This is a genomic window from Streptomyces sp. NPDC059906, from assembly GCF_042730645.1.
In the GTDB taxonomy this organism is placed as follows: Bacteria; Actinomycetota; Actinomycetes; order Streptomycetales; family Streptomycetaceae; genus Streptomyces; species Streptomyces rubrogriseus.
The window spans coordinates 80101-102658 of the sequence record NZ_JBHWKU010000019.1; the positions used below are offsets into that span (position 1 = coordinate 80101).

15 protein-coding genes, 2 tRNA genes, 1 other RNA gene and 1 pseudogene are annotated in these 22558 nt (G+C 70.7%); 10 read left to right on the forward strand and 9 right to left on the reverse strand.

Features of this window, described 5'->3' with window-relative positions:
• Positions 1–25 precede the first annotated feature (25 nt).
• The 3 genes from ACFV9J_RS26380 to ACFV9J_RS26390 all read left to right on the forward strand — a co-directional run bounded on the left by ACFV9J_RS26380 (position 26) and on the right by ACFV9J_RS26390 (position 1997).
• Positions 26–1273, forward strand: coding sequence for a sensor histidine kinase (locus ACFV9J_RS26380; RefSeq protein ID WP_385357765.1), 1248 nt, complete (start codon positions 26–28; stop codon positions 1271–1273).
• Positions 1270–1884 (forward strand): response regulator transcription factor, encoded by a 615-nt coding sequence (locus tag ACFV9J_RS26385; RefSeq protein ID WP_016326755.1) that lies wholly within the window; start codon positions 1270–1272, stop codon positions 1882–1884. The genes ACFV9J_RS26380 and ACFV9J_RS26385 overlap by 4 nt, the downstream gene beginning before the upstream one ends.
• A 37-nt stretch (positions 1885–1921) precedes the next feature.
• Positions 1922–1997, forward strand: a tRNA-Gly gene (locus tag ACFV9J_RS26390).
• A gap of 103 nt (positions 1998–2100) precedes the next feature.
• Here the strand turns inward: ACFV9J_RS26390 and ACFV9J_RS26395 are convergent.
• The 6 genes from ACFV9J_RS26395 to ffs all read right to left on the reverse strand — a co-directional run bounded on the left by ACFV9J_RS26395 (position 2101) and on the right by ffs (position 11110).
• Entirely contained in the window at positions 2101–3000 is a 900-nt protein-coding gene (locus ACFV9J_RS26395; RefSeq protein WP_385357768.1) for a phosphoribosylaminoimidazolesuccinocarboxamide synthase, read from the reverse strand.
• 126 nt (positions 3001–3126) lie between these two features.
• Positions 3127–4674 carry a N,N-dimethylformamidase beta subunit family domain-containing protein gene (locus tag ACFV9J_RS26400; RefSeq protein WP_385357770.1) on the reverse strand — a complete coding sequence of 516 codons (1548 nt, stop codon included), beginning with the start codon at positions 4672–4674 and terminating at the stop codon, positions 3127–3129.
• Between the two features lie 164 nt (positions 4675–4838).
• Positions 4839–6929, reverse strand: a complete 2091-nt coding sequence (locus ACFV9J_RS26405; RefSeq protein ID WP_385357772.1) for a hypothetical protein — start codon at positions 6927–6929, stop codon at positions 4839–4841.
• A 317-nt stretch (positions 6930–7246) separates the two neighbouring features.
• Positions 7247–8497, reverse strand: a complete 1251-nt coding sequence (gene purD, locus ACFV9J_RS26410; protein WP_385357774.1) for a phosphoribosylamine--glycine ligase — start codon at positions 8495–8497, stop codon at positions 7247–7249.
• Positions 8498–8607: 110 nt separating this feature from the next.
• Positions 8608–10968, reverse strand: coding sequence for a DNA polymerase III subunit gamma and tau (locus tag ACFV9J_RS26415; RefSeq protein ID WP_385357776.1), 2361 nt, complete (start codon positions 10966–10968; stop codon positions 8608–8610).
• A gap of 45 nt (positions 10969–11013) precedes the next feature.
• Positions 11014–11110, reverse strand: an RNA gene (gene ffs / locus ACFV9J_RS26420) — signal recognition particle sRNA small type.
• A 73-nt stretch (positions 11111–11183) separates the two neighbouring features.
• Between ffs and ACFV9J_RS26425 the strand changes: the two genes are divergently transcribed.
• Positions 11184–11268, forward strand: a tRNA-Ser gene (locus tag ACFV9J_RS26425).
• Positions 11269–11443: 175 nt separating this feature from the next.
• Complete coding sequence (locus ACFV9J_RS26430) at positions 11444–12934, forward strand: HNH endonuclease (protein WP_385357779.1); 1491 nt, start codon at positions 11444–11446, stop codon at positions 12932–12934.
• Positions 12935–13006: 72 nt separating this feature from the next.
• Here the strand turns inward: ACFV9J_RS26430 and ACFV9J_RS26435 are convergent, their stop codons facing one another.
• From ACFV9J_RS26435 to ACFV9J_RS26445, 3 genes and pseudogenes are all read right to left on the reverse strand, one after another.
• Positions 13007–14266, reverse strand: coding sequence for a hypothetical protein (locus ACFV9J_RS26435; RefSeq protein WP_385357781.1), 1260 nt, complete (start codon positions 14264–14266; stop codon positions 13007–13009).
• A gap of 173 nt (positions 14267–14439) precedes the next feature.
• Positions 14440–15951, reverse strand: a complete 1512-nt coding sequence (locus tag ACFV9J_RS26440) for a SpoIIE family protein phosphatase (RefSeq protein ID WP_385357940.1) — start codon at positions 15949–15951, stop codon at positions 14440–14442.
• A gap of 1147 nt (positions 15952–17098) precedes the next feature.
• Positions 17099–18641, reverse strand: a pseudogene (locus tag ACFV9J_RS26445) (tyrosine-type recombinase/integrase); the annotation flags it as partial.
• A gap of 183 nt (positions 18642–18824) precedes the next feature.
• On the opposite strand from ACFV9J_RS26445, the gene ACFV9J_RS26450 reads away from it, so the two are divergent.
• From ACFV9J_RS26450 to ACFV9J_RS26470, 5 genes are all read left to right on the forward strand, one after another.
• Positions 18825–19307 carry a N,N-dimethylformamidase beta subunit family domain-containing protein gene (locus ACFV9J_RS26450; protein WP_385357783.1) on the forward strand — a complete coding sequence of 161 codons (483 nt, stop codon included), beginning with the start codon at positions 18825–18827 and terminating at the stop codon, positions 19305–19307.
• A 221-nt stretch (positions 19308–19528) separates the two neighbouring features.
• Positions 19529–19948 carry a hypothetical protein gene (locus ACFV9J_RS26455; RefSeq protein WP_385357785.1) on the forward strand — a complete coding sequence of 140 codons (420 nt, stop codon included), beginning with the start codon at positions 19529–19531 and terminating at the stop codon, positions 19946–19948.
• Positions 19949–20013: 65 nt separating this feature from the next.
• Positions 20014–22335, forward strand: coding sequence for a tetratricopeptide repeat protein (locus tag ACFV9J_RS26460; protein ID WP_385357787.1), 2322 nt, complete (start codon positions 20014–20016; stop codon positions 22333–22335).
• Entirely contained in the window at positions 22332–22463 is a 132-nt protein-coding gene (locus ACFV9J_RS26465; protein ID WP_385357789.1) for a DUF397 domain-containing protein, read from the forward strand. Before ACFV9J_RS26460 ends, ACFV9J_RS26465 begins: the two co-directional genes overlap by 4 nt.
• The gene (locus tag ACFV9J_RS26470) at positions 22460–22540 is read left to right on the forward strand and encodes a hypothetical protein (RefSeq protein WP_385357943.1); all 81 of its coding nucleotides are present in this window, start codon (positions 22460–22462) and stop codon (positions 22538–22540) included. Before ACFV9J_RS26465 ends, ACFV9J_RS26470 begins: the two co-directional genes overlap by 4 nt.
• The last annotated feature ends 18 nt before the right edge of the window (positions 22541–22558 follow it).

Genomic DNA, 22558 nt, shown 5'->3' on the forward strand with positions numbered 1-22558 from the left:
CGAGTCGAGCGGGAGTGGCGGACGGATGCGCAGGCCGGGCGGATGGTGGCGGCTCAAGAGCACGCCGGAGAAGGTGGAGACGTACACGCGGTGGTCGTTCCACTTCTTCGGCGTCATCGAGATCCTCGCGCTGGGGGTGTCCGCCTACGGCCGGACCGGCGCGGGGCTCGCCACCGTGCTGTGCCTGCTGGTCACCGCGCACGCCGCCGTCTGCATGCTGGTCACGTCCCGGGCGCTGGACTGGACGCGCGGGCGGCGTCCGCAGCCCGTTCGCCAGATGTGGGCGCTCGTCGTCGTCTCCGCCGTCGTCTCGATCACCGCGGTCGTGATCGCGGAGCGCGGACCGTCCGGTGAGGTGGAGACCGCGGCCGGCTCGGTCTACGGCGGAGTCCTGTGCTTCGCCGCCGGTGTCATCACGCTCGGGGTGCGCGGCCGCCGGCGCATGGTCGGCGTGGTCGGCGCCTTCGCGGTGGGCGCGGGGCTGCTGACGTTCCCGCTGGAGATGCCCCTCCTCGCGTCGGTCGTACTGGCCGGCCTGGTGATGGTGACCGGTGGGTCCCTCGCCATCACCTCGATCTTCTCCCTCTGGCTGCTCAACGCGGTCTACGCGCTCGACGACGCCAAGGAGACCCGGGCCAGGCTCGCCGTCGCCGAGGAAAGGCTGCGGTTCGGCCGGGACCTGCATGACGTGATGGGGCGGAACCTGGCGGTGATCGCGCTCAAGAGCGAACTGGCCGTCCAGCTGTCCCGGCGCGGGCGGCCCGAGGCGGTGGAGCAGATGATCGAGGTGCAGCGCATCGCCCAGGAGTCGCAGCGCGAGGTCCGGGACGTCGTGCGCGGCTACCGGGAGGCCGCCCTGGAGGTCGAGCTGGCGGGCGCCCGGGGGGTGCTCTCGGCGGCGGGCATCGCCGCGAAGGTCACCGGGGACACGTCCGGCCTGCCCCCCGAGGTGCAGTCGGCGCTCGGCTGGGTGGTGCGGGAGGCGACCACGAACGTGCTGCGGCACGGGGACGCGAAGCAGGTCGCGGTGACGGTGCGGATGTCGGAAGGACGTGCGGTGCTGACGGTGGAGAACGACGGGGTGGCCGAGGCGACGGGGGAGAGACCCCCGGCGGGCCCGGGCGGCTCCGGGCTCGCGGGGCTGCGGGAGCGGCTCTCGGCGGTGGACGGGACCCTGGAGGCGGGGCCCGTCGGCAAGGGCGTGTTCCGGCTGACGGCCGAGGTGCCGCTGCCGGCCGCCGCTGCCGGGACCGCGCTGGAGGTCGCGTCGTGACGACGACCGTGCGCGTTCTGCTCGCCGACGACGAGCACCTCATCCGCGGGGCCCTGGCGGCCCTGCTGTCCCTGGAGGACGACCTGGTCGTCGTCGCCGAGGCGGCCACCGGTCCCGAGGCACTGGCGATGGCGCGGGCACACGCGCCGGACGTCGCCGTACTGGACCTCCAGATGCCCGGCGCCGACGGTGTGAAGGTCGCCACATCACTACGGGCCGAGCTGCCCGCCTGCAAGGTGCTGATCGTGACCAGTCACGGGCGTCCGGGGCATCTGAAGCGGGCACTCGCGGCGGGTGTGCGCGGGTTCGTCCCCAAGACGGTCAGCGCCCAGCGGCTCGCCGAGCTGATCCGCACGGTGCACGCCGGAAACCGTTACGTCGACCCCGAGTTGGCCGCCGACGCGATCTCCGCCGGGGACTCGCCGCTGACCGCGCGCGAGGCCGAGGTGCTGGAGCACGCCGCCGACGGGGCGCCCGTCTCGGAGATCGCCGAGCGGGCCGCGCTCGCCGAGGGCACCGTACGGAACTACCTGTCGTCGGCCGCGAGCAAGCTCGGTGCGGAGAACCGGCACGCGGCGGTGCGGCTCGCGAGGGAGCGCGGTTGGGTATAGTGGCTGTCGCGCCACGGAGAAATCCACGGCACGCAGTGCGAACGTAGCTCAGTTGGTAGAGCGCAACCTTGCCAAGGTTGAGGTCGCGAGTTCGAACCTCGTCGTTCGCTCCAGACGAGAAGCCCCCGGTTTTGGCCGGGGGCTTCTTCGTGTGCGACCTTCTGCGGCCTTCTGCGAGCTGCTGCGACCTTCTGTGAGCTACTGCGGCCTCTGCCGCTACGACCAGCTCTGGCCGGTCAGCAGCTCGTAGGCCTCCACGTACTTGGCGCGGGTGGCGTCCACGACCTGCTGCGGCAGCGGCGGCGGGGGCTGCTCGCTCCCCCGGTCCCAGCCGGACTCCGCCGAGGTCAGCCAGTCCCGCACGAACTGCTTGTCGTACGACGGCTGCGCGCGGCCCGGCTGCCACCGGTCGGCCGGCCAGAAGCGGGAGGAGTCCGGGGTGAGGACCTCGTCGGCGAGGACCAGGTCGTCCCCGTCGAAGCCGAACTCGAACTTGGTGTCCGCGAGGACGATGCCGCGCTCGCGGGCGATGTCCCGGGCGCGGGAGTAGACGGCGAGGGTGGCCTGGCGCAGGGCGGCCGCGGTGTCCGCGCCGACCTGGCGGGCGACCTCCTCGTAGGAGACGTTCTCGTCGTGCTCGCCGACCTCGGCCTTGGTGGCCGGGGTGAAGATCGGGGCGGGCAGCTCCGAGCCGTCGACGAGGCCCTCGGGGAGGGCGAGGCCGCAGACGGTGCGGGTCTCGTCGTACTCCGCCAGGCCGGAGCCGGTGAGATAGCCGCGGGCCACGCACTCCACGGGGACCATCCGCAGCGACTTGCAGACCAGGGCGCGGCCCTCCCAGTCGGCGGGGGCGCCGGGGGGCAGCTCGGTGCTCAGGACGTGGTTGGGGGCCAGGTCGGCGAGCTGGTCGAACCACCACAGGGAGAGCTGAGTGAGGACCCGGCCCTTGTCGGGGATCTCGGTCGGCAGCACCCAGTCGTAGGCGGAGATGCGGTCGCTGGCGACCATCACGAGGTCGCCCGCCTCGTTCCGGTACAGCTCGCGCACCTTGCCGGTGTGCAGGTGCACCAGACCCGGAACCTGGATCGGCTCGGGCTTTTCAACGAATCCGGACACGGTTCCTCCCCGTGGTTCTGAACAATACGTCGATTGTCCCGTACGCCGCGGGGACGGCGACCGGCGGGGAGGGCGACCGGTGGGGCGGCGGGCCGGGCGACGGGCGGGGCGGCGGGGGTGCGCGGCTCAGTCCCGTTTGCAGATGCGGTCCAGGAGGTTGGCCGTGGCGCGCTGGACCCGCGGGTCGACGTGGCCGGGGCGGTCCAGGGCCGGGGACCAGGCGAAGGTGCCGGACGCGAAGACCCAGGCGCCCGACGGGGCCCGGTACAGCGAGGTCTCCTGGTGGCGCCGGACGCCGTCCACGTCGGCGTACGGGGAGTGGGCGAGCAGGACCCGCTCGTCGTGCTCGGGGAGCGCGGTGCGCGGGAAGTAGCGGTCGGCCTCGCCCGCCACCAGGTCCTCGATCTCGTCGCCCTCGTGCGCCCCGGTGGCCTCCCAGAGCCAGTGGCCTGCGTTGCGGACGATCATCGGGTGGGGTTCGGGGACCCGGCCGGCGTACTGGATGCCGAGCAGCTGCTGCTCGGGGCGGTCGATCTCCCGCCACAACGCGGGCCGGCCGGGGCCCTTGCGTTTGCGGCAGGTCAGCAGGCGGTCGGCGGCACCGGAGGGGGAAGGGGCCAGCTCCACCTGCCAGTACATGGTGTTGGCGGAGAGGAAGACCAGGGACGTGCCCCGGTCGCGGGCCAGTTCCGCGGTGCGGCGCATGGCGGTGGACCAGTACTCGTCGTGGCCGGGGAAGACCAGGCCCCGGTAGCGGGCCGGGTCGACCCGGCCGGAGTGCAGGTCGCGGGCGTCGGCGTAGGCGAGGTCGTAGCCGTAGCGCTCGGCGAAGCGGATGAAGTCGTAGGCGTGGCCCACGTGGAGGGGCAGGCCGGCGCCGGCGTACGGGCGGTCGAAGGAGACGGTCGTCGCGGCGTCCGCCTCGCCGAGGAGCCGGCCCTCCTCGTCCCAGGCGTGGTAGAGGCTGGCACCGGTGCGGCCGTCCTCGGGATAGAGGTTGTACGCCTGCCAGGTGACGTCCGGGAGGAGGAGGAGCAGGTCGGCCGGGTGGTCGTCGCGGACCGTGAAGGGGACGTGGGAGCGGTAGCCGTCGGCGGTGGTGAGCACGGCCACGTACGCGCCGATGTTCCAGTACGTGGGGATCTGCAGGCGCCAGGACAGCCACCAGTGGTGGCAGGAGACCGTGCGGTCGGCGGCGAGCGGCGGGGGCTGGACGATGCCGGACAGGCGGGGGCTGGTGGTGATCTTGGCTGCGCCGTCGCCGCCGTAGTGCCCGATCCGGTACACGTCGACGCTGAACTGCTGCGGCGGGTCGACGGTGACGTGGAAGTCGATGGCCTCGCCGGGGGCGGCGGCTCCCGTCGCGGTGAAGCCCTTGATCTGGCGGCGGACGTCGTCTGCGGCGCGGGGGCCGCCGCCGGAGTCGGGGCCGGTGCGGGTGCGGGTGCCCGTGGTGGTGCGGGTGCGGGTGCCCGTGGTCGTGTCGGTGCCGGGGCCGGTGTCGGTGCCGGTGCCGGTGCGGTCCTGGTCCGCGTACCAGGCGACCACCTGGCCGGTGTCGCCGAAGTACGTCTCGCCGCCGCGCAGCCAGGGGACCGGCCCCTGGCCGAAGGGGTCCGTCACGGCGTGCGCGAGTGCTCCCGACTCCCAACGGCGGATCTGCTCGGAGCCCATGGGACAGTCCCCTCCCTCGTGCCCCCGTGGTCGTGCGTATGACGAACGCCTTTGCCATGTGCGCGATCGGTCCCAGCACATCACATTTCGCACGCGGGCTGTCACTGTTCGTCGCGAACTGGCCGAAAGTGGAATGGCAGGGTCCGATTCGTCGGAGCCCGGGGTCAGACCAGGCGCACCGGCTTCTCGGGACGTATGCCGAGGTCGGTCATCCAGGCGCGCAGCGGGCCCGGGTCGCCGGTCTCGACGAGGCTGAGCACGCTGGGCGCCAGGTCCGCGGCGCGGGCGCCGTCGAACAGGAGCGAGGGCCCGTCGAGCCAGTCGAGGCCGGGGGCCGCCCCGGCGGTGTCCATCGCCGCGCAGCACACCATCGCCGTGATGTGCGCGGTGAGGATCTCGCGCCCGGTGCGCGGGGGCTGCAGCGGGAGGAGGGGGAGCGCGCGGTCGTCCCAGAGGGCCGCGTCGGGACCGGTTCCGGCTCCCGGTTGCGGGGCCGGCGAGGCGGCCCCGGCCGCGGCGGGCCGCGCCTGAGCCTCCTCGCGGGCCAGCTGCGCACTGAGCCCGGCGGCCAGGGCGGCGCCACGGGCGGTGGTACCGGCGAGATCGTCCTCGTCGTCCATGTCGTCCACGTCGTCCATGTCGCCCTCGTCGGCGGCGTGGTCGGCGTACGGCACGTGCGGGGTCTCGTCGTCGGCGTGGGGCACGTGCGGGGTCTCGTGGTCGGCGTACGGCACGTGCGGGGTCTCGTCGTCGGCGTACGGCACGTGCGGGGTCTCGTCGTCGGCGTACGGCACGTGCGGGGCTTCGTGGTCGGCGTACGGCACGTGCGGGGCTTCGTGGTCGGCGTGCGGCACGTGTGGATGCGGGGTGCCGCCCCCGGCCGGGGCCTCCGTCCCCGCCTCGGCGGCCGCTTCGGTCTCGGTGTGGGCGCCGGTGACAGGGGGGACGGTGACCGCGTTGTCCGGGGTCGTGAGGTGGTCCAGGACGCGGGCGAGGGTCGGGCCGTCCGTGCCCGGTGCGACGCCCCCGGCGGCGCGGCGGACGCCCAGGGTGTCCAGCACCCGGTGCAGGCGGGCCGCGTCCGTGCGCCAGGCCCGGTCGACGACCTCCTCGGGATACTCGTCCCACCCCACCGGCGACCAGTCCGGGCCGGTCTCGGCGGGCCCGCCGTGGAAGAGACGCGCGGCGAGGAGCGAGACCGCCTCGTCCATCACCCCGGGCTCCTCCAGCAGGTCACAGGCGGGGCGCTCGCCCAGGCGGGAGGCGAAGCCCTCGGCCAGGCGGTCCCGGCGCGACAGCTCGGTGAGCGCGGCGACGACACCGACGTCCAGCCGGGAGGGCCAGCGGCCCATCCGCCAGGCCGGCAGCGCCACCCGGGTCAGCAGCCGGTCCCAGCCCGCGTACGCGAGCCCGACCTGCTCCTGCGCGACGATCCGCAGACCGTAGTCCACAGCCTGTGCACGCTCGGCGGCCGCGGCCGCGACCCCGCGCTCCATCTCGGTCGCGTGGCCCCGGCAACTGCGCAGCAGCAGCCGGGACGCCCAGCCGAGACCCGCGCACGCCACGCGGGAGAGCGGATCGCGTCGGCCCGCCGAGGCCACCGCCACCGCGGCGTCCAGGCCCCGTATGAAACGCCGGGCCGCGGCTATGTCGGGGTGCGCCGAGGGCCCCGTACCGGCGACGACCGGGGCGAGGACGGCGCGCAGCTCGCCCACCCGCATCCACCACAGGAATGGTGAGCCGATGACCAGGACGGGCGCGGCGGCCGCGCTCCGGCGGTGGGCCGGGTCGCTCAGGCCGGCCAGGTCGTCGTCGTGCTTCTTGGCCGGGGGCGGGCCGTGGGCCGGGTGGGTGCGGTCCTCCAGCCAGCTGTCGCAGTCCGGGGTGAGCGCTATCGCGGAGGGGACGGGGACGTCGAGGCGGTCGGCCAGGTCGCGCACCATCCGGTAGAGGTCGGGCGCCGACTCCTCGGCGACCGTGACCGTGGGGGTCACGGCGGGCCGGGAGCGGGCCACGACCAGGGCGACTCCGGCGGCGGCCAGCAGGACGAACAGCGCGAGGACGGACACGACCCAGCGCAGGACGTCCCAGGCGGCGCCCGCCAGGTGCCCGGTGGAGCCGCCGACGAGGAGGATCACGGCGAGGGCGGCGGGCAGCAGGGCCACGGCCAGCGCGCGGCTGCGGACCCGCAGCACCGCCAGCGCCCGGGCACGCGCGGCCTGAGCGCCCATCTCCACACCACCGATACCGGTCACGGCCGGACCTCACCCCCTCATCGCTGTCCTGTCTGTCCTGGACCGTCCTGCTGCTCTTGCGTACTTCCGCTCTTGCTCACTCCACCCACTGTGGCACCCGGCACTGACATCGCAATGCCGGTGGGCCAAGTGCCGGAACGCTTGCGCGGCACCATAGTTGGGGCCCCAGCCCCCGTCAGCCGTATGGCCCATCGGTCACCCGATGGAATGGCTTTGGGGAAAGGTGGAGACGGACAGCAAAGGTCAGGCCCCGACTCCTGAGACGGAGCCGGGGCCTGCCGGGTTCGGTGACCGGGAGCGGGTGGGAGGCTGCGGGGCTACGCGCCCGCCGCCTCCGCCGCGATGTCGGTGCGGTGCTGCGAGCCGTCGAGGCCGATACGGGCGACGGCCCGGTAGGCACGGTCGCGGGCCTCGGCCAGGTCGGCGCCGGTGGCCGTGACGGACAGGACGCGGCCCCCGGCGCTGACGACGGCGTCGCCCTCGGCGCGGGTGCCGGCGTGCAGCACGTAGGCGTGCGGGGCGTCCTGGGCGGCCACCTCGTCGAGGCCGCTGATCGGGTCGCCGGTGCGCGGGGTGCCGGGGTAGTTGTGCGAGGCGACGACCACGGTGACGGCCGCCTCGTCGCTCCAGCGCAGGGGCTCGAGGTCGGCGAGGTTGCCGGTGGCGGCGGCCATCAGCAGACCGGCGAGCGGGGTCTTCAGCCGGGCCAGCACGACCTGGGTCTCGGGGTCGCCGAAACGGGCGTTGAACTCGATCACGCGCACACCGCGCGAGGTGATCGCGAGACCGGCGTAGAGAAGTCCGGAGAACGGGGTGCCGCGCCGGCGCATCTCGTCGACCGTCGGCTGGAGCACGCTCTGCACGACCTCGTCGACCAGCTTCGGGTCGGCCCAGGGCAGCGGCGAGTAGGCGCCCATGCCACCGGTGTTCGGGCCCGCGTCGCCGTCGAGGGCGCGCTTGAAGTCCTGGGCGGGCTGGAGCGGGCGGACGTTCTCGCCGTCGGTGACGGCGAACAGGGAGACCTCGGGGCCGTCCAGGAACTCCTCGACGACGACGCGGTCGCAGGCGTTCGCGTGCGCGCGGGCCGCCTCGACGTCGTCGGTGACGACGACGCCCTTGCCCGCGGCCAGCCCGTCGTCCTTGACGACGTAGGGCGCGCCGAAGGCGGCGAGGGCCGCGTCGACCTCGGCGGGATCGGTGCAGACGTAGGAGCGGGCCGTGGGCACGCCCGCGCCGGCCATCACGTCCTTGGCGAAGGCCTTGGAGCCCTCCAGCCGGGCCGCCTCCCCCGAGGGGCCGAAGACCGGGATGCCCGCCTCGCGGACGGCGTCGGCGACCCCGGCGACCAGGGGCGCCTCGGGTCCGACGACGACCAGCTCGGCGCCGAGCCGGGTGGCCAGCGCGGTGACGGCCGCGCCGTCGAGGGCGTCGACCTGGTGCAGTTCGGCGACCTCGGCGATACCGGCGTTGCCGGGTGCGCAGTGCAGCGCGGTGACGTCGGGGTCGAGGGACAGGGAACGGCACAGGGCGTGTTCGCGGGCGCCGCCGCCGATGACAAGGACCTTCACGGGGTGAAGCCTAATGGGAGCGGGCCGGTGCGGTTTGTGCGGGCTTCCGAAGGGACCGGGGGCGGAGACTCGTACCTTCCTCCAGCCGCCCGGCGGCAGGCGTACGGCGGCTATTCGTTCGTGATCTCCTCGACCACCGTGGCACCCAGCTCGCGGACCAGCAGCTCCTTGCCGGAAAGAGCCGACTCGTCGAGGTCGGGGTCGTCGTCCTCGGGGATGTCGTCCTCGGGGGAGACCGGGGGCGGCTCGGGTGCCGAGGGCCGCGGGGCGGGAGCGGGCGCCGGGGCCGACGCGGGGGCCCGCGGTGGCGCGGCGGGCGTGGACGCGGACGCCGACGGTCGCTGGGCGGGCGCGCCCCCGCCGAAGCCGCCACCGCCACCGCCCCCGCCACCGGAGCCACCCCCGAAGCCACCGCCCCCGGATCCGCCGAAGCCGCCGGAGGGGCCGGAAGGACCGCCGGCGGGCGGGGGTGCCGTGCCGCCGCCGGAGGGGTCGACGACCGCGTCGATCTTCCACTGCACGTTGAACTGCTCGGCCAGGGCCTGCCGCAGCACGTCCTCGCTGCCGCTGCTCACGAAGTTGTCGCGGGCGCCGGCGTTGACGAAGCCGAGTTGGAGGGAGGTGCCGTCGAAGCCGGTCACCTGGGCGTTCTGGCTGAGCAGGATCCAGGTGAAGCGGCGACGGTTCTTGACCGCTTCCAGGATGTTGGGCCAGAGCGAACGGGGGTCGACCCCGGAAGCACCCGGCGGCGGCGAGACAGGCACGGGGGTGGGGGCGGGGGCGGCCGCCGCGGGAGCCGGCGCCTGCGCCGGAGTCGCGGCGGGGCCGGATGCGGGAGCGGCCGGGGTCCGGGGCTGTCCACCGCCCGCCGGTGCCGCCGTGGGCCATCCACCGGGGCGGCGCCCGCCACCCGCGGGGGCCGCGCTCGGCCAGGCACCGGGCGCGGGCGCCGGGGCGGGAGCGGCGGCAGGTGAGGGAGTCGCAGGCGCAGGCGTCACAGGCGCAGCCGCAGGAGCGACGTCCGCGGAAGAGGGCGCGGCCTGCGGGTGTCCGCCACCGGTGGGAGCCCCACCCTCGTCGGAAACGGGACCGGCACCAACACCGGCCCCGGCAGCCGCGTCGGCGGAAGGGCCACCGCTCGGTGCGCCCGCCGGGGTCCCGGCGCCCTGCCCCCGTACCGCCGCACGGGCCGCGGCGGGCCCGCCGCCCGGCGGCACCTGAGCCGCGACGGGCGCCCCGGCCCCCGCACCGGCGTGCGCCTCGGGCCCGGGCGCGTACCCCATGGCGGGAGCGCCCGCACCGGCCGAGAACTGCACCCCGCGCTCGATCCGGTCCAGCCGGGCCATCACCGACCGCTCGTCGCCGTACGCGGCGGGCAGCATCACGCGCGCGCAGATCAGCTCCAGCTGGAGGCGCGGCGAGTGGGCACCGCGCATCTCGGTCAGCCCCTCGTTGACGATGTCGGCGGCCCGGCTCAGCTCGGCGGCGCCGAAGGACCGGGCCTGCTCCCGCATCCGCTCGACGACGTCGGCGGGGGCGTCGATGAGCCCCTTCTCGGCGGCGTCGGGCACGGCGGCGAGGATCACCAGGTCACGCAGGCGCTCCAGCAGGTCGGTGACGAAGCGACGCGGGTCGTTGCCCCCCTCGATCACCCGGTCCACGACCCCGAAGGCGGCGGAGCCGTCCCCGGAGACGAAGGACTCGACGACGGAGTCGAGCAGCGAGCCGTCCGTGTAGCCGAGCAGGGCGGTGGTCATGTCGTACGTCACACCGTCGGCTCCGGCGCCCGCGAGGAGCTGGTCCATGACGGACATGGAGTCACGCACCGACCCCGCCCCGGCCCGCACGACGAGCGGGAGCACACCCTCCTCGACCGCGATCCCCTCCCGGCCGCACACCTCGGAGAGGTAGTCGCGCAGGGTGCCGGGCGGCACGAGGCGGAACGGATAGTGGTGGGTCCGCGACCGGATGGTCCCGATGACCTTCTCGGGCTCGGTGGTCGCGAAGATGAACTTCAGGTGCTCCGGGGGCTCCTCGACGACCTTCAGCAGGGCGTTGAAGCCCTGCGGGGAGACCATGTGGGCCTCGTCGATGATGTAGATCTTGTACCGGCTGGAGGCGGGCCCGAAGAAGGCCTTCTCGCGCAGGTCACGGGCGTCGTCCACACCGCCGTGCGAGGCGGCGTCGATCTCGATGACGTCGATCGAACCCGGCCCGTTCCTGGCCAGGTCGCGGCAGGACTGGCACTCGCCGCACGGGGTCGGCGTCGGACCCTGCTCGCAGTTCAGGCAGCGCGCCAGGATTCGGGCGCTGGTCGTCTTGCCGCAGCCGCGCGGACCGCTGAACAGGTACGCGTGATTGACCCGGTTGTTCCGCAGCGCCTGCTGCAGCGGGTCGGTGACATGCCCCTGCCCGATGACCTCGGCGAAGGACTCCGGGCGGTAACGGCGGTAGAGCGCGAGAGACGACACGCATACGAGGTTATAGGCGCCCACCGACAACCGGACCGCCCGCAAAGGAGACGCCCCCCACGCACCCGCCAGAGCCGACCTACCCTTGCTGCCTTCCGGCCCTGGGGGAGTTCAGTCAGATAGCGCCGCGTGAGGGGCTGGGCCACACGTTACCCGATGTGGGGGCCTCAGAACGAGTTCGCAAGCACTCCCTGGCGTCATGTAATGTTCTCGGCGGAGGATTCGCCTAGAGGCCTAGGGCGCACGCTTGGAAAGCGTGTTGGGGGCAACCCCTCACGAGTTCGAATCTCGTATCCTCCGCAACCGCCCACCTGGGCAAACGAAGGCTCCGACCGGATCTCGGTCGGAGCCTTCGTCGTTCCGTGGTTGCAGTTTTGGTTGCAGTTCCCATGATCGGCGCACCGTCCGCACGAGATCATGTTGCGCAGCCGGCCGCCTGCGAGGCCCGCGCATACCCAGTCACAGAGGAGAGACGGTGTCCGCCGACAGAGTCATCCTGCACGGCCCCATCGGGGACTTTGCGCGTCAGCTGAGCCCATTCGACGACCTGAGCGCCGAAGAAATGTATGCGGCGACCGTCTCGGTCTGGTCCACGGCGATCGCGCCAACCGTGAGAGTTCGCTCGTACCTTCCGGGAACGCGTCCGACGCTGGTGTGGACAGCGTTTGTCGGAGACAGCTGGAATCCGTCCGAGGGGATGGCGCAGAGCGTGGTACGCGCACTGCGCGTGCGGGACTCCTTCACGTCGCTGGCGGGGCGCCACCCAGTCAACAGCGTGGCTCATCTCTTCAGCGCAGTGGAATCAGCGCGCCGCTACCCCTCCCTGCACACCTCCGCACCGCGGAGCACGTTGCTTGAAAGTTCTCCGTTCCGAAGGACTCCGGCCGGCAAGCAGCGACTCCAGAGTGAGCTCAACCACGCGTTGCGTCAGGCGTGGGACGGCAGCAACTTCTTGAGGGCCGACGTGAAGAAGCGGACCCCTGCCCAGCGGGAGCTGGACCATATACCGCCCATGGTGGGAGTCCTCTGGGGAATCTCGGATGTGGGCTGGAAGCAGCGTCCGTACGCACCAGGGGATGACGCCTTCTACTCCCGCTTCCTCCCGTTCAAGCTCCGCGGTCTGCCCCGCAACGGTCGCTCCGTGCACACCGGGCCAACTCCCGAGTTGGTCGACGCGTATGCATGGGCGATCGGAGGCCCACGGGAAGTGAAGCTGAGTCGAGCCGCAGCAGAGAAGTGGGGCGAGGTCAGAGCTCTAGAGGACTCGACACTGCTAGACAGCCCAGCCCCAAGGGACGCCGCCTTCACGATCCGAGTGGGGGAGCACACCCTTCGAGTGGCAGCGGCCCTCGCCGCCGCAGAGATGTCACCCGTCATCGAGCCGAACATGATCGAGGCAGCTTGGTCCCTGGTGTGGCGCTCCATTCGCGATGTCGCCGACCTCGCCCAGGCGGACAACGCCCCGCTTGAGGACCCACTTGCCGAGGCCAGCGTAGCCGTGCCGACCGACGCAGGCCCGGTCGCCGTTCGCGTGGAGCCTTCGTGGAACGCAGAGAGCGCCGACCAGGACTGCCCCGATACACCTGTCCAGCGGAGAACCGCAGTAGTGCAGGCCCAAGACCGAGATTCCCGGGTCAAACGCCAGGTCAAGGCGTGGTACAACAACACCTGTCAGTTCTGCCGAACGATGATCGAACTACCGACGCCGCCCTTCGCGTACAGCGAAGCTGCACACATACAGGCGCTTGGAGCACCCCATAATGGTCCCGACCGAATCGAAAACGTGCTCTGCCTCTGTCCGAATTGCCATGTTCGCTTCGACATGGGCGCCCGCTTGCTCACAGATGAACTCCGCATCATCGACGCGGCCACAGGCAATGATCTCGGGCCTCTGACAGTTCATGCTCAGCACCGGATCCGCCTCGAGTACATCCGGCAGCACCGCTCCCGCTGGGCTGATACGTAGTGCTCATCGCCCACCGCGCTATGTCGCTTAGGGCCAAGGCGTGACTTCTGCTGACCAACGCCGTCTCAGCTGTCAAAGTCTCTGGCTGCCATTGAGGATCGTGCGGCACACGTTGCAGTACATGGCGGCGTTCCGCCCATAGCGCCGCATCATCTGGCCGCAGCCGGCGCACAGCCCCAGCTCCCACGGCGGGCATCCCAGCGCAGCGGAGGCTGCGGCGCGTTCCACGGTGGTGATCCGCATCGGGTCGCGGGAGCGCTGGACCGGCATACGGGGAAGCGCGAAGCCGCCGGTCGGCTGATCGAGATCGCGGACGGGCCGGCCGTCACTGACGAACCAGCCCTCCTCACCAGCTCGGCAGGTCCGGTCGATCTCCTGCTCGGCGAAGGTGATCACGTCGTCCTCGTCTTCGGCTGGGGCCGCCGGGAGAGGAGTCTTCTCGCCGATGAGCTCCTGCCACAGCGTGCGGTCGTCGGCCGAGACCCACATGTGCCGGCCGGCACGGCCGCTTCCTCGGTTGGGCACGCAGACCGGGACGCTCTCGCCCGTCGCGCTCTGCAGGACCAGGTCCTCGATGTGGACAGGCTTCCGCTGCGGGAGGCACAGAGCGGGCACGAACCAGTCCGCGTGAATCGCGCCACAGTGACCCGCGCCCTCGCTGATGAGGCAGTGGCGCTCGCTGCTCGGCACGCACTTCCAGACTTCGAGGTGCCGGTACCCACCGCGGATCACCATGTCCTTGCCGTCGGCGATGTCCCTCCACGGCATGTCGTCGACGCGCGCCCACGGTGCCCGGTCGATCAGGGAAGCCGTCCGGTCCTTCGCCACCCACAGCGGGGTGATGCCATGCTCCACAGCGTTGACCGAGCGCCGATGCACGCTGCTGGGGCTAAGGTGGTGGTACTGGATTTCCCAGCCGATCCTGAGACCACCGGGACCAGTGACGACGGCGTCCGAGACGCTCCGCCGGTTGGCCACGGGAACCTCGGCCTCGGCTTCCAGGCCGTACCGCCCGGCGGTCTCGACAATCCGCTCCTTGGTGGCCTTGTGCTGGGCACTCTCCGCCGGCGTCGCCTTGTGCGTGATCGGCAGGTGCGAGGCGACGAGCGGTCGCTGACCGCCCACGCGCCCTCGTCGGATGAACATCCAGGGCGACTTGCCGCCCGACTCCGAGAGACACTCGCGCTTGTCGTGGTGCGCGAGGCATTCGAGGAGCTGCGGGTCGCGCTCAGAGACCTTGGCGGTGATCTCCTGGAGCAGATCGGGACGGTCCGGGTGACCGAGGTCGGGCAGGGACAGATTGATCTCTATGCCATATCCGGTGTGCCACACCCCATTAGCCATCCCTCCACCATAGGAACGACCACTGACACTCAACAGTGCACATGAGGGACCAACACCGCTATTCAGAACGGTAGTTCGAGCACAGCTTCTGAACGTCGACGTAGCGCGGACGGCCTTATGGGCGAAATCCGGAAGAGCTGTGCTCGTAACCGTGGCGTGTCCTAGAACCCCAACGGCAGCTCGCACCAGACAGCCTTGCCCCCGCCTGGGCTGCGACGAGACCCCCAGGACGAGGCAATCGCGGCAATGACCGAGATGCCACGACCGGCTTCGTCGGCTGGTCCAGCTTGCCGTCGGTGCGGCAGATGATCGTCCCCGTCCGCGACCTCGATGATCAGCCGACGGTCGGTACGGCGCAGACGGAGCTCCATGGGTGGGGTGCCATGTTGGAGAGCATTCGACACCAACTCACTCGCGGCCAGCATGCCAAGGTTGCACGTCTCAACCGGGAGGCGCCAGGAGGTGAGCGTGTCCCTTGTGAATGCCCTGGCGCGTGGGGCGGTTTCCGTGCCGCCGACGAGTTCCAGCGCCGCCTTGCCGAAGAGCTCGGCATCCACACCGGTGCGGGTCGGATGCTGGAGGGCCATTACGGCGATGTCGTCATCGAGATATGCGTCGACGTCCAGAGCGCCCAGGAGCGTGGCGCAGACGTCGGCAGGAGTGCCCTGGGCGCCAACGAGCGCGCGCTCCAGTACAGCCACGCCTTCGTCGATGTCCTTACCACGGCGTTCGACAAGGCCGTCGGTGTAGAGGACGGCGGTGGAACCGGGCGGCAGGGCGATGCTGCCGGAGGTGTGCAGCCAACCGCCGGTACCGAGGGGCGGGCCGGTCGGGTCCTCGGCACGGCGGATGGTGCCGTCCTCGTCCCGTACGAGGATCGGGAGGTGGCCGGCGGAGGCGTAGAGCAGCTTGCCCTCGTTGGGATCGTGGACCGCGTAGACGCAGGTGGCGATCTGGCTTGCTGCAATCTCGGCGGCAAGGCCGTCGAGCAACTGGAGCACTTCGTGCGGGGGCAGGTCGAGCCGGGCGTAGGCTCGGACGGCGGTGCGCAACTGACCCATGACGGCGGCGGCGCGCACGCCGCGACCCATCACGTCGCCAATGACAAAGGCCGTGCGGCTGGCGCCGAGGGTGATGACGTCGTACCAGTCGCCGCCAACCCCAGCGTCAGAGTCTCCGGGCTGATAGGTGGCGGCGATCCGCAGGTCATCGGGCTGCTCCAGCTCCTGCGGGAGCAAGGACTGCTGGAGGCTAACGGCCGTCGTCTTGTGTCCCTCGCGCAGCACAGCAACGATCTCGTCTGAAGAAGACTCAAGTCCTCCAGCATCCCCGTCCGGCCGGTGAGAGTTGTTCAGGGTTGTTCGGAACAACTCGGGGTTAGGGTCTCGTGCGGGCGCTCTGGGATGGGGAACCACGCTTCCGGGGACGCCGCGTACTCCGGAGGAATCGTGGCGCTCTGAGGTGACACCCAGTTCATCTGCGGCGTCCTGCACAGCCTCCTGTTCACGGTCCAGGGCATCGTCGGTCCGCGTCAGGACCTCGTCGATTTGGTCAAGAGCACTGTCCTCACCTGGTACTTCGTGAGCGATGGCGTCAGCGGGGATTGCGGGCAGGTCTCCAGCATCGCTGTCCAGCGGCTGTTGGCCGATGTCCAGCAGATACGCCTCCAACATCTGCACGCGCCGAGCAGCGAGGTCGGCGATGCGCTGGGCTTCGTCGCGCTGCCTTACCGCACGCTCAAGCTGGACGCTCAGGCGCGCCTCTTGATCGCGAGCGCGTTCAAGCTTCGGCTGCAGCGAACGCATCGGGTCCCGTGAGTGCACACTGACCCTGGTGAGTGCGTCGATACGTCGCGACAACTCTGCGACCTTGGCCTGTGCCTGGCCGAGGACAAGGAAGAGCATCGAGGCGATCCGGAGTGCCTGCTGACGCCCCTGCTCACTCGTCTCGTATGCCTGGCGCGCACGCACGAGGTCTCTGTAGACCTCGATTGTACGTTCCTTCTCCTTGATGAGCTCGCGCGGCGAAACGACCACCTGGTCATCGATGCCAACCAGGGTCGGAGCGTTCTGTGCCTTGTCCCAGAGGGCCTTGGCGTCGCGTACACGACCCAGCGCCTGCTGGCCCGGCTCCTCAGGGAAGCACACATCTGCCACGGCCTCCACGACATCCCACGTGAGGTCTTCACCTGACAAATGGATGCGCAGACGGCGGAGGTCTGGGACTCTCCCAGCCGCGAAGTGTTCCCGGGTCAAGCGATTGTGGACGTCTCGAACGCTCAGACCCGCCTCATCGATCCACGATCGAATCATCAGCACCAGCGCATTGGCTTCGGCGCTGGCTCCTTTCGGCGGCGCCCAAGGACGCCCCGGACGCTTCTTCCTCTCCCCCACCGCCACTCCCCGTATTGTTCCGCGACAACCCGCCATTGTCAGCAGAACAACATCCAAGCGGTATCACCAGCCAGCGCGCAGGTGGATCGTGTAGGCGCATCGACCGTGAATGCGCCTACACGAACCGAACTTGGAGACTTCCCGTGCACCTCACGCAAGTTGGACTGCTCCTCGTCACCTTGCTGGTGATTACCCTTCTGGCGATGGGAGTAGGTGGCGCAGCAGTGGCCCTCGCGCGCTGTGAGGGGCTCACGGTCCCCGCCGCTATCAGTCGAGGGGGCATCGCCTTCGCCGGGGCCATGGCCCTCGGAGCATCCTTGGTCGGTCTCTTCCTGATGCTCAAGTGAGGTGGGGGCAGCCGACCGGTGTCGCTCGCTCCCCCACGCTTGTGCCGACCTTCAACCCGAGGAACGTGTCACAAGGGCATCTACCACTCGTCGGTGTCCCCGTATTTTCCTGGGTTCTGAGCGCGGTCCACAGCCTGTGCACGCGCCTCGGCGAAGGTCGCCTCCACGGCGTCCTTGTCCGTGCCTCGCACCTGGGCCTCGACCTCCTGGCCCGAGCCGGGGCGCCGGGCCGTGCGCCAGGCCGAGGCGCGGTCGGTGTAGCGGTCGGTCTCGAAGTCCCAGGCCGGCACCGACCACTGCTCTGGGACGCGGGTCGCCGCGCGTTCCCCGCCGGGGAGGAACAGAGCTTGGGCGTGGAAAATCCACGCCCCGCTCCGGCACGCGGTCACGGATGGCGCTCGCGCCGCCGGGGCCCTGGTGTTCCCAGCGCCAGCGGTCCCATTCCTCGACCTCGGCGGCGTGGTCAGGCCAGTCCTCGCTCCACCGTGCGACCACCTCGTCGGCGTGCTCGCGGTGGAAGAAGGCGACGCGCCGCTCTCCGAGACGGGCGACGTGGACCATAAGTTGGGCGGGTACGGGGCTCTGCCCGGCCTCCGGAGCGGTGCTTCCCGCCACTTGGTCCGTGCCCCACAGGAGGCCGCTGACCTTGGCGGCGGTGTCCTTGAGGACGCGGCTGGTCAGGTGCTGGTAGCGGCGGCGCATTCGGGCGGACTTGCCGGGTTCCCAGCCCATGATGGAGTCGACGACCGCGTCGGATACACCGAGGATGAGCAGAACCGTCGCCGCGGTGTGGCGGGCGTCCTGGAGGCGGGCATCGCGGACTCCCGCGGCCTTCAGCAGCTCCTTCCACTTGTGATAGTCCGTGTTCGGGTTCAGGGGCTCGCCGGTGGGCGAGGTGAACACGTACCCCTTCTCCGACCACATGTCCCGGGCCCGTTCTCGCTCGCGCGCCTGCTCCTCCCGGTGCTGCCGGAGGAGTCGAAGCAGCTCGTCGGGAGCGCCGATAGGGCGCTGGCCAGCGCGGGACTTGGCGCTCTTCGTCTCGCGCCGGGTGTTGATCTTCTGGGGGCAGAAGCCGGGCTTGCGTCCGCAACGGTCGCGGCAGCCGTGCTTGTAGCGGGTCCGCAGCCGGCAACGGCGTACGCGGATGACTCCGAGTTCGAAGTCGACGTCGCCCCACTGCATGCCGAGAACCTCGCCCTGGCGCAGGCCCAGGGCGAGCGCGATGACCCAGCGAGCGGTGTTGCGGTGCTTTCCCGCTTCGGCGAGCAGGTGCTGGACCTCCTCGACCGTGTATGGCTCGACCTCCTCCTCTTCGACCTTGGGGGCCTTGGCGATGGAGGCCGGGTTCGCATTCACGTGCTGCCGGCGCACAGCCTCGTTCAGGGCCGTGCGGATCGTGCGGTGAGCCTGGTGGGCGGTGCCGGCGGCGCTGCCGTTGTCCTGCATCTTCTTGTAGAAGCGCTCCAAGTGCTCGGGCTCCAGCCTTTCCAGGCGGTGGGCGCCGAGGCCGGGGATGAGGTGGTGGAAGACCGCCACCCGGTAACCGTCGATCGTGTTCTCCGAGACATGCGCGGCGGCGATGTTCTCGACCCAGTGGGTAAGCCACGTTTGCACGGTCCACTCCGGCACACCGACGATGGATTCTCGCGAGGCACGGATCCTGCTGGTCGTCACACCCGCCACCCCCTCGGGCCGAAAGGTCCTCTACAAGATCCCGACCTTCACCTACCAGGCGTACAACACCGCAGCGGCGGCAGTCTGTACAGCGCCTCCAAGGTGACATTGCGTCGCCCGGGAGGCGGGGTGGGAGGCCCGGTCAAGGGACTGCCCGACCCCTACGACTCCGTTTCTCCCCGGCAGACGTTCGCACACTGGGACGCCCCGTTCATCGCGTGGATGGGTGAGAGCGGGATAGAAAGCGACTTCTGCACCGACCTGGACCTGCACGAAGGCCGATACCTGGACGGCGGATACGGCCTTCTGGTCTCCGCCGGGCACGACGAGTACTGGAGTACCAATGCGCGCCGGCACATCGCCGCCTTCCGGGACGCCGGCGGCAACATCGTCAACTTCGGCGCCAACACGTGTTGGTGGCGGGTCGATGTCACCCCGGACGGCACCGGGCTGAGCTGCGCAAAGTTTCCTCCCGGATCCGCCGCCGGCGCGGACCCGGACAGCTCGTACGGTTGCCCGGACCACTGGTGGGAGTCGGAGCCCGAGAACACGCTGCATACAGCGTGGACGAACGGCGAGGGCGAGGCTTCTATCTCCCCATGCTCTCCATGACGGACATCCTCCCGGGACTGGACCCGTGATCCCGGGTGCCCGTCAAAACGGATCAGGCGGGGCTTCCCGCTTGAGTCCGGTGAGGTTGCGTCGTGACGCCAGGGGTGGGTTTCGGCCAGACACGCCACTGTCCAGCCGATGACGGCCCGGATCATCCACTGGCTCGGCAAACCGCTGCATATCATCGTCGTCAAGTGTCCAGAGGTACGGGGGAGTCGGTCATGGATCCAGAGTTGCTGGCGCAGACCGCGGGGATCACCGTCGTCGGGCTGATGGCCACCGATGCATGGCAGCGGACACGCGACGGCGTGGTGGCTCTGTGGCGTCGGGCACGCCCTGTGCAAGCCGACGAGATCGGAACAGCGCTGGAGGAGACGCGCGAGGAGATCCTCGCAGCCCGGCACGAGGGCGACTCCGAAGGCGCCGAGGACCTGGAGCGTGACTGGCGCCGCAGGCTGAGGCGCCTTCTTGCCGCCGATCCCTCCATCGCTCAGGATCTTGAGGAGGTCCTGGCTGAGGCGCGTGCCTCCCTGCCCGAGGATGAACGGCCCGCCATTCCCGCAGTGCAGATGCATGCTCACGCGTCCGGGAACGCACGGGTCTACCAGGCCGGCCGGGACCAGCACATCGTCGAGCGGTGACGGGGTACCCGGGCGCTCCTCACGGGGGCCACGTCCTGCGGGCTGTCACGGACGGGCACGGCCGGGTGTACCAAGCCGCCGGCAACCAGATCATCGTGGAGTACGCCGTCCATCAGTCCGAACCACCCGTTCCAGGCTTCGGGTTGGGATGGGCGAGCCCCGAGTCGGTACGTACTCCCCTGGCTGCTCCGCTGAGTTCGCCGCTGAGGGACCGGCTCGATGTGCGACAGGCACTCCTCAAAGCGATCGCCGCCCCTGCGACCGCGGCAAACGGTCTGCACGTCGTCCATGGCATGGCGGGTAGCGGAAAGACCGCGTTGTCCCAGACGGTGTTCGACGAAGCCGTCGCCGACCATGGAGTCGTGGGGCTGTGGGTCAACGCCTCCGACCGCTCGTCGTTCCGGTCCGGGATGCTGGCCGTGGCACACGACCGGGGTGCCTCGCAGCAGGAGGTCGACGCCGCGCGGGAGGGCCGCCGTCCGGACGCGGATTTCGTCTGGCACTATCTGCACAGCTCGCCCGAGCCCTGGCTGCTCGTCCTGGACAACGCGGACGATCCGTCCGTGTTCGGCCATGGCGCCTGGCTGCGATCGAGCAGCCGCGGCATCGTACTGATCACGACTCGGCTCCGGGACGCCGCCGTATGGCGCCGGGCCGCCAAGCATCGGCTCGACGTTCTCGACATCTCCTACGCTGTCGACGTGCTGCGGGATCTCCTGGTCAGCGCGGAGGACACCGCCAAGCTGGAACTGCTGGCGCGGCGGCTGGGCGGCCACCCGCTGGCACTGTCGCTCGCCGGCACCTACCTCGGCCGACAATTCCTGGAGCCGGTCTCAGTGGACGAATACCTGAAGCGCCTTGATGCCGACCCATCGCTGCTCGATCGCGGTGCGGAACCCGGGGAACAGGAACTGCGCCGACTGATCACCAGTACGTGGCAGATCTCCCTGGACACCCTGACCGAGCAGGGCATTCCCGAGGCGACGACGTTGCTCAGGCTGCTGTCGTACTTCGGTGCGGCACCCCTGCCTGTCGGGGTGCTCTCACCGACCGGCCTGGAGGGCACAGGGCTGCTTCACGCCCTCCCGCCGCTCACCGGCGAACGCGCCAACCTCGCACTCGAAGGGCTGGCAACACACACCTTGGTCTCGCTCATCAAGGCTGACGCCGGGACCGAGCGCGCCGCCGTGCCCAGCGTGCAGGCTCACCCGCTCCTCCTGGAGACGGTCGCGTCGCGCATTCCGGTCGACCAGCGTGCGCTGCTGCTGGAATCGGCCGCCGCTCTGTTGCGGCGGCTCCTGTCCACGGACTCGGGCCGATACGTCGATCCACACACCCTGCGGCTGTTCACGCCCCATGCCACCGCCCTGCTGAAGCACGCTGTCGCGCATCGCGCGGACGCGGCAATCGCGTCGGCCCTGGCCATTGTCCGCGGTCTTCGCGATCAGTCGTATGTGCGCGGCGACTACGCCACGGCCCGAACTCTCGCAGACGACGCTGCCCACGTCTCCGACGGCCAGGGAACCCCAGAAGCCCTGACCGACCGCCACGAGCGCGGCCGGGTACTGACAGCCCTCGGCCACTTCGACGAGGCGGCGACGGTTCACCGAGCCACGCTCGAAGCACGCGAGGCCCTGCTCGGCCGCGAGCACCCGCAGACCCTGGACAGCGCGCACGCCCTCGGTATCGCTTTGTACGGCCTCGGCCGCTGGGCGGAGGACGAACGGTCCATGCGCCGCGCCGCAGACGGGCGTGCCCTCGCCTTGGGGGCCACGCATCCGGACACCATCGACAGCCGAGGCCGGCTGGCCGAAGCCATAGGCCAGCAGAAGCGCTGGGCCGAAGCCCGTCAGCTGGCGGCCGAGAACCTCGAAGTGAGCGAGCGGACCCTCGGCGACGACCATCCGCACACCCTGCTGAGTCGTATCGCCCTCGCGTGGGTGCTCGCCGGTACCGGGGAGTGGGAAGAGGCGGCAGTCCACACCCGAGCCACGCTGGCAGGCAGCGAGCGAGTGCTCGGGGCGGACCACCCACGCACGCTCGCCGCGCGACAGCGCCTGGCAGATGTCCTGTCCCACCTCGGTCAGTGGCCCAAGGCACTGAAAGCGGCGCAGTCAGTACGAGCTGTGCGTCAGCAGATTCTCGGGCCGGAGCATCCGCACACCCTCTCCATCGAGATCGTGCTGTCACGGATCCTGCGCGGCATCGGGCGTGCCGACAAGGCGGGGGAGCTGTCTGCTCGTACGCTGGCCGCCTGCGTGAGCGTGCTCGGAGACGATCACCCGGATACGCTGGCCTGCCGTGCGGAGTGCGAGGCAGCAGGTGCAGCAGTCCAGACAAAATCGGTTGATTCCCGAGTAGTTGAGCAGGAGGACGAGGAGTCGTGACCGGGCCGATACGGGTTTGGCGCAAGAGCAGCTACAGCGGTGCTGACAACGGCTGCGTAGAGATACAGACCCCCCCCCGCCGCAGAGAGCTCCGGTTCGCGACTCAAAGGTGCCCGAGGGTCCAGTGATCGACTTCATGGATCGCTCGTGGGTGTCCTTCGTCCAAGCCCTCCAGCAAGGAGAGTTCGCCGACCATGACCTGTAGCCACCCGATGAGCGCAGG

What these genes read in the sequence shown, in the direction of transcription:
- ACFV9J_RS26440 (WP_385357940.1), bottom strand. Translation starts at nt 15,951, where the DNA reads ATGTTGGAGGCGTATCTGCTGGACATCGGCCAACAGCCGCTGGACAGC.
- ACFV9J_RS26380 (WP_385357765.1), top strand. Translation starts at nt 26, where the DNA reads ATGCGCAGGCCGGGCGGATGGTGGCGGCTCAAGAGCACGCCGGAGAAG.
- ACFV9J_RS26455 (WP_385357785.1), top strand. Translation starts at nt 19,529, where the DNA reads ATGGATCCAGAGTTGCTGGCGCAGACCGCGGGGATCACCGTCGTCGGG.
- ACFV9J_RS26400 (WP_385357770.1), bottom strand. Translation starts at nt 4,674, where the DNA reads ATGGGCTCCGAGCAGATCCGCCGTTGGGAGTCGGGAGCACTCGCGCAC.